Below are 13,982 nucleotides of genomic sequence, written 5' to 3' on the forward strand. Positions count from 1 at the left end.
GCCGCGGATTGGGTTGTGCTCATCGCCACGATTGCGCGCTTTGTCACGGCGGTGTAATAACGATTGCAAGGGGATTTGTTGGCCTTAAAACCTTAGCTTCTGCTATGATCCCATCCCCCTTCTGAAGACTTGTTTGGATATTGCGCGAAGATGAAACTCAATCCTGCCCAAAATGATGCTGTTCATTATGTTTCGGGTCCCTGCTTAGTGTTAGCGGGCGCGGGCAGTGGCAAAACACGCGTAATTATCAACAAGATTGCCTACCTAGTGCAAAAGTGTGGCTACAATGCGCGCAATATCGCGGCGGTGACTTTTACCAACAAAGCGGCGCGCGAGATGAAGGAGCGGGTCGCACAGTCCATGGGGCGCAAAGAGGCTAGAGGTTTGTGGATTTCGACCTTCCACACACTGGGGCTTGAGATTGTAAAACGTGAGCATAAAGTGCTGGGATTAAAGCCAGGTTTCTCGTTATTCGATGATCAAGACACGCTCGCGCTCCTTAAAGAGCTGACTCAAAAAGAATTACAGGAAGATAAAGACTTACTCAAAGCCCTTGCGGGAGCTATTTCCAACTGGAAGGGTGGGCTGATCATTCCCGACCAGGCACGCAAGCTGGCAAAGGATGAACAGCAGCAGTTGTTTGCCATGTTGTATCAGCGTTATGCCCAGCATATGAAAGCCTACAACGCCTTAGATTTCGATGACTTAATTCTGCTACCGACCCTATTGCTAAGGCATCACGAAGAAGTACGTACGCGCTGGCAAACCAAGATCCAATACCTGCTGGTGGACGAATATCAGGATACCAACACTTCCCAGTATGAAATGGTCAAGTTACTGGTGGGCGAGCGCGCGCGTTTTACCGTGGTGGGGGACGACGACCAGTCTATCTATTCATGGCGCGGGGCTAAGCCACAGAACTTAGTGCTGTTGGGCAAAGACTTCCCAAAGCTTAAGCTGATTAAACTCGAGCAGAATTATCGTTCTAGCCAACGTATTTTGCGGGCGGCTAACATCCTTATCGCCAACAATCCCCATGTATATGATAAGTCGTTATTTAGCGAACTGGCTTATGGTGAGCCGATGCGGGTGCTGTTTGCCGCCAATGAGGAGCAAGAAGCCGAGCGTGTCGTCGCCGAAATCATTCGCCACAAATTTGTCGGCCGTACCCAATTTGGTGACTACGCGATTCTGTACCGGGGCAATCACCAGTCTCGTCTGCTCGAACGGGCACTAATGACTAACCGTATCCCCTACAAGTTAAGCGGTGGCACCTCGTTTTTTGCCCGAGCCGAGATTAAAGACATCATGGGCTACCTCAAATTAGTGGTAAATCCCGACGATGATAACGCCTTTTTGCGGGTGGTGAACTTACCAAAGCGCGGCATTGGTCCGTCGACCTTAGAGCGCTTGGGTAACTTCTCAAACGAGAAACATATCTCCATGTTTGAGGCGATTTTTGACCCAGAGCTGAATCATCATTTGCCGCCTAATGCCATGTCGGCCTTGTATCAATTTGGCCGCTTTATTGTCGATACTGGGGAGCACGCCGAGCGAGGCGAGCCGGTTGAGGCGGTAAAACAATTGATCCGTAAGATTAATTACGAAGACTATTTATACGAGACCAGTACCAGTGCCAAGGCTGCCGAGATGCGGATGAAAAACATCTCCGAGTTGTATCGCTGGGTGACGGAAATGCTCTCGGGGGATGAGTTAGAAGAACCAATGACCTTACCTGAGGTAGTTAACCGCCTGACGCTTAGGGATATGATGGAGCGTAACAGCGAGGATGAAGGCGGCGATCAGGTGCAACTAATGACGCTGCATGCTTCTAAAGGGCTGGAATTCCCCTTCGTGTTTATGGTGGGGGTTGAGGAGCGCATTCTGCCGCATCAAACCAGCATAGATGAAGATAACGTCGACGAGGAGCGTCGTCTGGCGTACGTGGGGATTACGCGCGCGCAACGCGAGCTATGGTTTACCCTCTGCCGTGAGCGTCGCCAGTTTGGTGAAACCATGCGCTGCGAGCCGAGTCGTTTCCTGCATGAGTTACCGCAGGATGACCTTATTTGGGAAAACCGTAAACCGCAGCAAACCGAGCAGGAGCGTATGCAGACCGGGCGCAGCCATATCTCGAATTTAAGGGATATGTTTAAAAAGCAGTAATCACAGGATTTATCATGTGATCACTGCATTCAGGCACAGACCTGTTGTGTGGTGTCTGCCAATAAAAAAGGGTGAGCTAAGGCACCGCCTTGGCCGTAGCGGTAACCTAAGGCCAGGAATATCTTAATCTGCTCTGCGGATTGCAGCCCATCGACAAAGGTTTGTAAGTCTAAGGTCGAGGCAGCTTTCTGGTAGGCTGACATCAGCTTAATATGCTGTTCATCCGGCAGTTGCTTGATGATGTTCCCATCGAGCTTTAAGCCCTTGATGGGTAAGAATAACAAACTATTTAATGAGCTGTGGCCACTGCCGTAGTGGCTGATACCCAAGTTCACGTCCAGCTTTTTCAACAACTCAAAGCCATTAATGTGATTCTCTGTTTCCAGCACTAACGCCTTTTCATTAAAAAACAGCCATAGCTGCGGCAGCGCAAGTTTAGTCTGTTTTAGGGCGTTTTTAAGGCCGCGTAGTACGTGCTTATGCTTTAGATGTTGGCTCGACAGCATAAGGTGTAATTCGACTTTATCCCCTTGGCTGGCCAGCAGTTGATGATAACTCTTATCCAGCAAGCTAATCGTATACTTATCCAGTTCGACCATAAGGTTAGCTTGCTCGGCTAACTGGCTGAGGATCTCCTGTGGAATGGTACCCCACTGTGGATGTTCCCAGGTTAAACGGCATTCTAAAGCTTGGGTTTGCTGTGTCTGTAAATCGACAACAGGTAAGAATTGAAGCTGTAACTCACCGATTTGCAGCGCCTGTTTAAAGTCATTCTCGAAGGCAATATCCTGCATCTTTTGCTGAGAGGCGCTATCGTCGAAAATCACATAGCAGCCTTTGCCATTCGCCTTGGCTTGGTACATGGCGGTGTCGGCATTGCGCAGCATAGACTCGCTAGTATCCAGCTTGTTGCCGCTGATGGTGATGCCGATACTCGCGCCTGAGTGGAATTCCACTGCGCCTAATTTATAAGAGAGTGAGATTTTTTGAATCACCCGCTCGGCCACATCGCGGGCATCGTTAATACCATTAATGCTATCGAGCAGAATAACAAACTCATCGCCACCGAGTCTGGCTAAGGTATCGTTACTGCGAATACAGGCGCGTAGGCGGGTGGCGGTTTCAATTAAGAATCTATCCCCCTCTAAATGCCCCATAGTGTCGTTAATCTGCTTGAAGCGGTCGAGGTCGATAAACAGCAGAGCAAACTGTTCTAGGCTATGGCGACGCACGTGTTTAATGGCTTGGTTGAGGCGCTCCATAAACATGGCGCGATTTGGCAGTCCAGTGAGCGCATCGTGCTTGGCATCATGGACGAGCTTGGCCTCCATGTTGCGACGTTGGCGGATTTCTTTTTCAAGATCCTTATTCAACTCGGCAAGAGCCGTGGTGCGGGCCGCCACTTTTTCTTCTAATTCTTCATAACTACGGCGTAATGATTCCGCGACGAGTTTTTTCTCGATGGCAGCACCAATATGCTGGGACACAAACGTCAGTAACTCCAAATCTTTCGTTTGGTAGTTTTGGGTCATGCTAAAGCTGTAGATGGTCAAGGCGCCACGCACTTCGTCGTGAATAAACAATGGAATACCTATCCATTGATGCATAGTTTGAGTGTGGTTCAGCGTTGGTGCCTTAGCGTAGAGTTCACCTGATTGGATCAGCTCATTGATATCATTTTGATCGAGCAAGAGTGGGCGCTTGTGTTTCAGCACATACTCGGTCAACCCATCCTGCAAGGGCCTAGAACCTGGATGTTGATTACCTAATTGCGACACGTAAAACGGGAAGGTTAGGTGAGTACCTTCTTCATCTAAAAGCGCGATATAGCAGTTATTAGCCGGGATCAGATGACGAATGACATTATGCAGCTGGGAATAGAAGTCTGGGTTGTCAGAACCTGAACTTGCTAGCTCTGCTATCTCAAATAATGATTTTTGCAGCCGCTCGGCTCTACGTCGCTCGTACACTTCTTGCTTGAGTTTATCGTAGGCTTGGCTGAGTTCCTTGGTGCGTTGCTGAATGGCTTGTTCTAGTTGTTCTTGATGTTTAAGCCTTTCCATTACGCCAGCAATGTGGTGGCAAATAAAGGTCATTAACTCGACCTCAATATCACCGTAACTTACATTGGTATCATAGGTTTGTACTACGAGTACCGCGGTCACTATGCCTTCATGTTTAATGGGCACTCCTAACCACAGGTGACAAGGCGAGCCGAGATTGACTATCTCTCCCGCATGAACCAGTTCGTCAACTTTAGCCTCATCGCACAATACGGTTTCGCCAGTGCGAAAGACATAGCCAGTTAAGCCCTGTTGTAGCAGTGTGGAAAGCGATTGCTCGGGATAAAGTTGGGCGGGGTGGACGTCTTTTTCATCGGCGAAGAAGGGAACCGAAATGTCTCCGCTATTCACATCTAGAGTGGCAATAAAAAAATTATCGGCAGAGATCAGTTGCTTTAGGTGGTGATGCACACCTAGATAGAATTCTTCGAGTGAAGGAACCTGAGTCGCAATATGGGATAATTCGAGTAACGCATTCTGAACGACTTCGGCACGCTTATACTTATGCGCCAAATATTTGAGGCGATTCAGTCTCTTTTTTAAGCGTTCAACCTCATGAGCTCGAGGCGGGGTAGTTCCATCTTCATCCCTAAACATGATACTCACTAATCAGTTCTGCGTTAATTGTTTACCAAACGTTATAATTAACACGAAATACCGTAACATCCAAGCCATATTTGCGCTGTCATTCCGCTGAAAAAGCATGCGAATGTATCAAAACTTGAGCAGTCAGTAAAAAAAGTGCAAAACAGCTATAGACTCAAGGGCTATTTGTCCATACTATATGCGGCGCTAACCAAGGCGAGCGCCCATAGCTCAGCTGGATAGAGCGCACCCCTCCGGAGGGTGAGGCCGAAGGTTCGAATCCTTTTGGGCGCACCATCTCTCCGAATGAGTTGTGAGCTTGAGGTTAGCAGTAAAGTGAAAGTCAGTGGTGATTGTAGCTCAGTTGGTAGAGTCCCGGATTGTGATTCCGGTTGTCGTGGGTTCGAGCCCCATCAGTCACCCCATTTCATTTAACATCTCGGTGATTAGCGCAGTCCGGTAGCGCATCTGGTTTGGGACCAGAGGGTCAGAGGTTCGAATCCTCTATCACCGACCACATTCTTCGCATGACTAGCGCGCTTGAGTTTTCAAGCAAATAGTTGACAGTTACGGTGATTAGCGCAGTCCGGTAGCGCATCTGGTTTGGGACCAGAGGGTCAGAGGTTCGAATCCTCTATCACCGACCAATTACATTGAAGCCTCAGCATTCTTCGGAATCACTGGGGCTTTTTTGTATCTGTCTCTTAAACGTCTTTATTCGTGCCTTGTTGTTTCGTCGTGATTGCGCAATGAGGTGCTGCGATACTTTATTCACTCACCCCTCAAATAATTAAGGCTCCCTAAGGAGCCTTAATGTAACGAGATCCGACTTAGTCAATATTCTCTGGTGGGGCGATAAAGCCTTGATAGGCATCAGTTTTAAGCTCGTTAAAGCGCTCTAGCTGTGCTTTCTCTTGGATACCTGTCACTATCACCTGAATATCTAATCCCTTAGCGACATTGATAATAGCGCGGCAGAGCTCGCTATTATGTGAGGCTTCGTCGTAGTAGGAGAAGGATTGGTCGAGCTTAACGTAACTTGGTCTTAGCTCTTGAAGGTACGACATTGAGCCAAATTGACGGCCAAAGTGGTCGATACCAAACTTAGCACCATTATCACGAATAATATTGCATAACAGCACACAGGATTCTAAATCGCTGTAGACGCCGGCTTCGGGGATTTCAAAGCAGATGCGTTCAACCTGTGGCGTACTGCGCAGGAAGTGATTGAGCCAGTCGTGGAACTGGGTATCACTAATACTCTGATGCGTCAGGTTGATTGCCAGCGGCTCATAGTTACGCTCAAGTAGCTTTTGCTCATACACAGTCTCAATCAGGCACTTATCGAGTAGAGAGCCGAGTGAGAGCAGTTCGATATAGGGCATAAACTGGCCTGCATGGGCAACCTTATCGCCAAGCTCGAGTTGGCAATAGAGTTCTCGCTGGGCGATACCATCGCCATTACAAAATTGAATCGGCTGCCAGCGGAATTTAAATTTCTTATTGCTGATAGCATGGCTTAAGTTGTCGCGCCATTGCTCACGCGTGAACAACTGCTGCTCTGTGGTTTCGAACCAATGGAAGGATTTATGTTCCTTCAGGGCTTTTTGCAGCGCGTTATCCGCCTGCGCCAGAATATCGGACACCTTCATCTGACCGATGCGTTCAGCAACACCGATGGCAAAATTCTCATTTGGCTTACAGCCCGCTTTAGAGATTTCTTGGTTGATGGTGCGGATCAGGGTTTGCAGGTACTTACTGATTTGATCGTGTTCGACATCGGTAACGAGGAAGGCAAATTCAAACGCAGCAATACGCGCAATAACCGATGGGGTGATTTCATTTAGCTGTTGAACCAGTTTTTCGGCTAATAGACGAATGGTTTCATCTCGCACTTGATAGCCATATTTGCTGTGAACCTCTTCGAGCCAGTCGAGTTTAGCTAAGAATAGGGCGCCGCTGCTCGGTTCGCTCAACCAGCCATTGAGGCGACTGACCACGTATTGGCGATTAGGTAACCCTGATGCAGGATCGGTGAGGTTCTTTTTGCGTAAAGAGCCGACTTCTTCATCGAGGGATTGGAATAATTGTTTAAGCTGGGCTGACATGCTGTTGAATGCGGTAACCAAGTCTTTGAGTTCTGTGGTCTTAGGTAATGGCATGTCGGGGCCAAACTGGCGTGCGGCGATCTTTTTAGCATGATCAGATAAGGCATGCAGCGGTTTTAAAATCCAAGTTAAGCCTAATCTTGCGGTAAAAATAGCGACTAAAAAGAGGAGTGAGAAGGCGATAATAGTATTAGACATAATTCGCCATAGCTCATGGTAACCAAAGCCAGGATGAGCGGTGATTTCTAGTTGAGCGAGTTGTAACCATCCAGAAGTGATAGTGCTTTCTTTTTTGATGGTCTTAAATAGCTTTAAATTGATGAACCACTGAGGAACGTCTTCAATTTTGAGTGGGTTGTTCCATTCTTGCTGTTTACCATCAACCATCCAGGTCAGCTTAATGTTCTTGTAATAGCCGCCCTCAAAAATCACATTGACTAAGGTTTCGGCTGCGGCGGTATCGCCAGCTTGCAGTGCAGGAGTAAGCATGAGTCCAAGCGAGGTACTGGTATTGTTTAGATCCGATTCCATTTGCTTGGTCAAAAAGCTTTGTGTCTCAGTAAATTGCACATAGCCAAGGCTTGCAACAACCAGCAAGAACAGGCTAAAAAGCAGCGAATATATCTGTCTAAACAGTGTCATCTTTGGTGCTACTCCAGTTTTAATTTGGGCTGCCTGAGTCGGTCAACCCCTAACCTATGGTTAAGGTCATTCCATTTTTCGAGTCGTGTCGACGAGCCTGCTAAAACGCCTCGTCCCTGTTCTTTATTCAGCCATAACTGTTTACCGTTGAAGCTGTAAACAGGAACGAGATCTCTACGCTGGGTGGCAGGTTTAATGACATGGTCGAGGTTATCGAGAACTAAAGGGACAGACGAAGGGGTGTCATAGTAAGCCAACACCATATGATACTGATTCACGCTAGTGGCTTTAACCATAGTGATCCGCATCTTATCTTCGGGCACGCCTAATTGGAGTAGTGTGAAATATTTGGCAATGGAAAAGTCTTCACAGTCGCCACCATTCACGCCAATAAACTCCATCGGAGTGGCCCAATAGTTTGATTCTCCCCATAATTTTATGTCATCGACGAAGCGGAATAAATTAAAGAAGTTGTTCACTTTCAATAGCTTTTCTTTTTCATCGAGCGTGCTGGCTTCTGCCACCACTTTAAACCAAGCTCTTGCACGCATACCCGCGCGCTCACCATAACGCTTCTCCAGCGTTGAGGTAATCTTGGCTTCATCTAGCTTTTGAGTCGGACTGGCATACAAACAGCCGACCGCTAGCGCAGACGCGATTAGGCTTAAGCGACAGGCCCGCAAAAACGAATTGTAATCCCTTAGCCTGCCGTTCATAGCCTATTCTGTTAGCCTTTATTTAGTGGGTTCATCGACAGAGTAAATGGTCCATTTCATATCTGCCGTCGTATCATCACCGGTGACTTCTGCGACCACTCGTCGGTTACGCGTTTCTGCATCCGGCGTGTGTTCCAACACCAGTGGACGGCTGGAGCCGTAGCCAATGGCGGTTAGTCTTGCTCTATCGATACTGAAGCGATCGGCGAGTACCGCAGTCACGGCGTCGGCACGTTCCTGCGAGAGCACGGCGTTTCGTTCATCAGTACCTGTTCGACTCGTGTGGCCTTCGATGGTCACTTTGGTCGTTGGGTATTGACGGAGAAACATCGCAATTTCTTCAATCTGTGGATAATACTCTGGGGCAATATAAGCTGAGTCGTTTGGAAATAAGATATTGATATCCTTGCGCTCATTGATTGCTTTTATTTGACCACAGCCGTAATTATCAATGCCAGCACCTTTGGCTGTGTCGTTACAGCGCTCGCGGGCTTCAATCACACCATCACCATCTTTATCCGACAGATCATAGGCTTGAGTCGTTGTCATTTCTTCAATATTAACTGTATCACGCATGGAACAACCAGCTAAAAGTGCCACGCTCATAAATAGGATTGCGGTTTTCATTGGTTGGCTCCTCCCTCGTAGTTGCGTTCACCACGCCATGCTTCTGGACGAGTCACTTTTAAGGAGTCGAGTAAACGTCCAGTTGAGTTGAGTACACGATATTTGGCGGTGATTTCATCATACTCGGCCTGTAAGTAATCCTTACGCGCCTCAAACAGTTCGTTTTCGGTATCGAGTAAGTCGAGTAAGCTGCGTTGGCCCAAGTTAAATTGTTGGGCGTAGGCTGATTGGGTGTCTTTTGCCGCCATCACATGGTCGCGGATATATTGCTTTTGCGGCGCTAACATTTCATAGGCGTTCCAAGCCAAGTTCACGCCTTCAACCACTTCGCGTTGTGCGCGTTGACGGATTTCTTTGGCTTCACCTAATTTGTAAGCGGTTTCTTTTTCGCGGGCGAGATCTTTACCACCTGCGAACAGGTTGTATCTTACTCTCACCATAGCCACGAGATCGTTGTTGTAGCCACCGACGTTTTGGCTGGCTAACGCGCTAACGCCGTCTTCACCGCCCACATCGTTGTTCCAGTTACCATTCAGTTCTAACGAAACCTGAGGGTAGTAACTGGCTTGTACTGAAGAACGCTCATTTTCGGCAGCACGAATATCATTGGCCGCAGATTTGAGAATGGGATGGTTTTCCTGCGCATCGGTAAGACCTGAGTTGAGGTCTTTAGGCAGTAGATCTGCATCCGGTACTGGTTGAATTAAATCAACAGGATCGGCTGCAACAACACGGATAAACTGTGCTTTAGCATCAAGCAAATTATTACGCGCCGAAATCACGTTAGCATTGGCACGTGCTAGACGACCGGTGATTTGCGAGAGATCCGCCGTTGAACCTAAACCTGAGTCGGTACGTTGTTTGATTTGCTCGTAAATCTCTTTATGGCTGTTGAGATTTTTCTCTGCCAGCTTGAGCACTTCATCGGTACGCAGATAGTTTAAGTAGACTTTACTGACATCCAGCGCCATATCCTCTGCTGCTGCTAGCAGAGCCCATTGGTCTGCACTGGCTTCAAAGCTATAACGATCAACTTCACTGCTGGTATAAAAACCATCGAATAGCATTTGCTTTAAGCTAACCCCAAACTCACCACGGTTCAGCTCAGCAACACCACTGCTATCAACATCACCTACATTAGGACGTCGGCGAGTCGATACACTGTCTGTTTGCTCATAACCATAGCCGCCAGTCACATCAATGGTTGGCATGTAGCCAGCAATGGCTTGGTTTACTTGCTCTTCTCTGGCTTTGAAGCGGTTAAAGGCAACGCGCAAGTCTGGATTGGTATCGAGTGTATATGCTACCGCTTGCTCTAGTGTTTGGCTTTGAGCCGAAAGTGGTAACAGTATCACTGACAATACAACAGCTAGTTTTGAACATTGAAATTGTCGTCTTACTGAAGTCTTCATTGCAAACCTCCCGGTTTATAACAGGCTTAACGCTCTCTGAGCGCAGTATCCTTAGCCCTTAAAATTGGATTTAAAATGTACTCAAGAATGGATCTTTGTCCGGTGATAACGTCAACAGTTGTTAACATCCCCGGGATAATTGGCATCTCTGTGCCATCGTCTTTTATTAAACTGGATTCTTCGGTTCTCACCTTTATAAGGTAGAAGCTATTTCCTTCGTCGTCCTGTGATGTATCGGCACTAATATGCTCGACTGTACCTTTTAGGCCGCCGTAACGGGTAAAATCGTAGGCTGTGACCTTAACCACTGCGGGTAATCCGGTGTGAAGAAACGCGATATCCTTAGGCAGGATTTTCGTTTCGATCAGCAGTTGGTCCTCGGAGGGCACGATTTCAACGATATCGACACCAGGCTGAACAACACCACCCAGAGTGTTGATATGCACAGATTTAATAGTGCCGTTCACCGGTGAGGTAATAATCGCTTTACTGACTTTATCCTGCGCGCCGACTTGAGCCTCGTTCATGCGTGATAAACGAGTCTGAGTTTCGTTCAGCTGCGCACGAAGATCGGCGGCGTAAACGAATACGGCTTCACGGCGTTTGAGAATCGCTTCGTCTAATGCGGCCTTCAGCTTAGGTCTTAGCAATCGTAAGGAATTGAGCTCACCTTGGGCATCGTTTACGGCGCGTTCAAGCTTCAGTAATTCCACCTCAGGCACAATGCCTTTTTTCGCCAGTGGCCGAGTGAGCTCTAACTCACGAGAAATCAGCTGCATACTGGTGGTCAAGGTCGTGGTTTTTGAGGCGAGATCGTCAATTTCTTGCTGCCTTTGTTGGATCTGACGCACCAAAATTTCCAGCTGATTGCTCAAGTTATCTAAACGGCCGTTGTATTCCTCTTGCTGCCTTTTCACTAAGGCAGGTTCAGCCTCTGTCAGATTATCTGGGAAGACTAACGCCTTTTTAGTGATTTTTACTTGCTCACGCCAGTCGGATGTCATGTCCGAAATCAATATGCTATCTAACTCGGCCCGCATACGGATCGCATTGGTTTTTAAACCAAAGACTTCCTGTTCCTGCTGAGCAAAGTCGGAGCGAAAACGCGTGTCATCGATGCGAACCAAAGGTTGGCCTTTAGTGACGAGATCGCCTTCACGGACATAGAGCTCCTGCATGATACCGCCATCGAGGCTTTGGATGACCTGCACTTGCGATGAGGGGATCACTTTACCTGAACCTGTGGTGACCTTATCTAATTGAGCAAACCCGGCCCATAACAGGAAGCAGGCAACCATTGCCGCTAAGGCCCAAATAATGAGCCTGTGCCCACTGGGGGCATCGGTCATCATGGCGCCATAAACATCATCCACCATGTCCAAATCATTTGCGGTTAGATTCTTACTCATTTTTTAGGGCCTCCAGTCACTAGGCCAAAATTGAGTTTTTCTAACACTTCAGCTTTAGGGCCATCGGCAACCACATGGCCACGTTCCAATACGATTATGCGGTCAACCAATTGTAATAAATGCATTTTGTGAGTGATCAGCAGTAAAGTTCTGTCCTTGCTGACATTTTGCATGGAGCGAATAAATTGCTGCTCTGCTCGGGCATCCAAACTGGCTGTGGGTTCATCCATTAACAGCACTGGCGGGTCGTTAAGTGTCGCACGGGCAAGCGCAACGGTTTGTCGTTGGCCGCGGCTCAATGACATACCGCCTTCACCAACCTGCTGATCCAGACCCTCTGCTTCCAAGTGGGTGAACTGACTGACGCCAGAAAGTTGTACTGCACGGATCAGTTGATGCTCGGTTACTTGGCGGGTTCCAAACAGAATGTTATCTCTGATGGTGCCATGGAACAGGGTGACGTCCTGCGGCAAATAGCCAAAGTTACGACGCAGATCGCTAGGATGAATTTGCGCCGAGTCGACGCCATCGTAACGCAGACTTCCGGTGGTGGGTTGGAATAGGCCAACTAATAGCTTGGCGAGCGTACTCTTACCTGAACCATTACGGCCAATGATGGCAATGCGCTCACCCGGATTAATGGTGAGCGTCATAGGATAGAGCACGGGCTTTTCAGAACCTGGATAGCTAAAACCTACGTGATCGGCGTTGATTTTACCCATCAAACGTTGTTTGCTGACGAGATGACCTTTGTTCTCGAATTCGTCTTCTTGCACCATCAGCTCATTGAGCTGGCGCAATGCGCTAGCGGTATGGTTGGCGCGGGTCATCAAACCTGCTAGCTGTGCCATTGGTGCTATGGCTCGGCTTGATAACATCACTGCCGCAATAATCCCGCCCATGGAAATGGCGTTATCGGCAACCCGGTAGACCCCTAAAATCACTACGCATACAACCGTAAATTGCACGATGAAGTTTGCCATATTGGAAACTGAGTTGGAGAGCTTTTTCGATCTCAGTTGCCAGTTTGCGCTATGGCCTATCATCTGCTGCCAGCTTCGCTGCACAATCCCTTCGGCACCGTTGGCTTTAATTGATTCCAGTGCCGAGAGGCTTTCGATCAGATGACCGTGTTTTAAGCTGGAAAACTTATTTCCTTCCTCAATCGCCGCCTTTAACTTGGGTTGGGTATAAAGGGTAAAACCGATAATGATTAAGCCGCCGACCACGGGAATAACCGCTAAATCACCAGCAACAATATAAATAATGATGAGGAAAAATAGCGCAAACGGTAAGTCGACCAGCGTGGTGATAGTTGCTGAGGTTAAAATCTCGCGAATATTGTCGAATTCTCCGAGCTGTTTCGCCATGCCGCCGATACTGGGAGAGCGCCTTTCTAAAGGGATACCAATCGCTTTAGCAAACAACTGAGACGAAACGATAATATCGACCTTTTTACCTGCAACATCAATTAAGTAGCTGCGTAGTTGTCGCATGACTAAGTCAAATAGATAGGCGATGGATGCACCTATAGCTAATACCCAAAGCGACTCGAAGGCTAGGTTAGGCACAACCTTGTCATACACGTTCATGATGAACAGAGGAGAGACGAGCGCAAAGATGTTGACCAGTACCGAGGCGATTAACGCATCTCGGTAAATTGGCGCAGAGTCTTTTAAGGTCTGTACGAGCCAATGGGTCTTATTGTCATGCAAGTAAACATCGAACCCCATGTCGCCTCGGTATTCCTGCTTCACGAGGAATAAATAGCCGACATATAAGGTTTCGAGTGACTCTATTGTGAGTACTTCTTCACCGCCAGTTTCAGGCAGTTGAATCACCGCTCTATCGGATTCGAGGTTGAGTTCGCGTAGGATGCAGGCTTTTTTGTCTTTCAATAACAGAATACATGGCAGCAATATCGGGGATATTTCATTCAACCCTTTGCGCGATAATTTTGCTGCTAATCCTGCTCGTGAGGCTGCTTGAGGGACTAAATCTGGCGTTAAGGCTGCTCCAGACAAAGGCAGACCTGCCGCAAGTGAATCACTTGAGCATGGATTTCCAAAATGTTCAGTGAGCAACACTAAACAATCAAGTAGAGGGTCGACTATTACCCGCTGTGAAGCGGAAATAGTCCACTGCTCAACTTTTTCTGAGGCTGTAACAGGCACCGACTTATCGATCCTTTGATTTTTATTTGATTATCAGAATTATGGGTCATGATGGCCTATATTTCTATAGGCCATATGAA

8 protein-coding genes and 4 tRNA genes are annotated in these 13,982 nt (G+C 47.8%); 5 read left to right on the forward strand and 7 right to left on the reverse strand.

The genetic code is table 11. The annotated features are described in order from the left end of the window. Positions 1-150 precede the first annotated feature (150 nt). Complete coding sequence (gene rep, locus K0H59_RS01840) at positions 151-2,166, forward strand: DNA helicase Rep (RefSeq protein ID WP_011621182.1); 2,016 nt, start codon at positions 151-153, stop codon at positions 2,164-2,166. A 29-nt stretch (positions 2,167-2,195) separates the two neighbouring features. Here the strand turns inward: rep and K0H59_RS01845 are convergent, their stop codons facing one another. Next, positions 2,196-4,826, reverse strand: a complete 2,631-nt coding sequence (locus K0H59_RS01845; RefSeq protein WP_220055542.1) for a diguanylate cyclase domain-containing protein — start codon at positions 4,824-4,826, stop codon at positions 2,196-2,198. A gap of 208 nt (positions 4,827-5,034) precedes the next feature. Here K0H59_RS01845 and K0H59_RS01850 point away from each other — a divergent pair. From K0H59_RS01850 to K0H59_RS01865, 4 genes are all read left to right on the forward strand, one after another. Next, positions 5,035-5,111: transfer RNA gene (locus K0H59_RS01850), tRNA-Arg, on the forward strand. A gap of 52 nt (positions 5,112-5,163) precedes the next feature. Beyond that, positions 5,164-5,239: transfer RNA gene (locus K0H59_RS01855), tRNA-His, on the forward strand. Between the two features lie 15 nt (positions 5,240-5,254). Further along, positions 5,255-5,331 (forward strand) — tRNA-Pro (locus tag K0H59_RS01860). A 53-nt stretch (positions 5,332-5,384) separates the two neighbouring features. After that, positions 5,385-5,461 (forward strand) — tRNA-Pro (locus K0H59_RS01865). A 183-nt stretch (positions 5,462-5,644) separates the two neighbouring features. Here K0H59_RS01865 and K0H59_RS01870 read toward each other — a convergent pair. From K0H59_RS01870 to K0H59_RS01895, 6 genes are read right to left on the reverse strand one after another with little or no spacing between them, the layout of a single operon-like run. Continuing rightward, on the reverse strand, positions 5,645-7,564 hold the full coding sequence (locus K0H59_RS01870) for an EAL domain-containing protein (protein WP_088212626.1): 1,920 nt from the start codon (positions 7,562-7,564) through the stop codon (positions 5,645-5,647). Between the two features lie 8 nt (positions 7,565-7,572). After that, entirely contained in the window at positions 7,573-8,280 is a 708-nt protein-coding gene (locus K0H59_RS01875; RefSeq protein ID WP_220054480.1) for a transglutaminase-like cysteine peptidase, read from the reverse strand. A gap of 18 nt (positions 8,281-8,298) precedes the next feature. After that, on the reverse strand, positions 8,299-8,907 hold the full coding sequence (locus tag K0H59_RS01880) for an OmpA family protein (protein WP_220054481.1): 609 nt from the start codon (positions 8,905-8,907) through the stop codon (positions 8,299-8,301). Then, positions 8,904-10,319 carry a TolC family outer membrane protein gene (locus tag K0H59_RS01885; RefSeq protein WP_088212629.1) on the reverse strand — a complete coding sequence of 472 codons (1,416 nt, stop codon included), beginning with the start codon at positions 10,317-10,319 and terminating at the stop codon, positions 8,904-8,906. The genes K0H59_RS01880 and K0H59_RS01885 overlap by 4 nt, the downstream gene beginning before the upstream one ends. A 26-nt stretch (positions 10,320-10,345) precedes the next feature. Next, complete coding sequence (locus K0H59_RS01890) at positions 10,346-11,728, reverse strand: HlyD family type I secretion periplasmic adaptor subunit (protein WP_088212630.1); 1,383 nt, start codon at positions 11,726-11,728, stop codon at positions 10,346-10,348. Continuing rightward, positions 11,725-13,902 carry a type I secretion system permease/ATPase gene (locus tag K0H59_RS01895; RefSeq protein WP_220054482.1) on the reverse strand — a complete coding sequence of 726 codons (2,178 nt, stop codon included), beginning with the start codon at positions 13,900-13,902 and terminating at the stop codon, positions 11,725-11,727. Before K0H59_RS01895 ends, K0H59_RS01890 begins: the two co-directional genes overlap by 4 nt. Positions 13,903-13,982 lie beyond the last annotated feature (80 nt).

Source organism: Shewanella sp. FJAT-51649, assembly GCF_019457435.1.
In the GTDB taxonomy this organism is placed as follows: domain Bacteria; phylum Pseudomonadota; class Gammaproteobacteria; order Enterobacterales; family Shewanellaceae; genus Shewanella; species Shewanella mangrovisoli.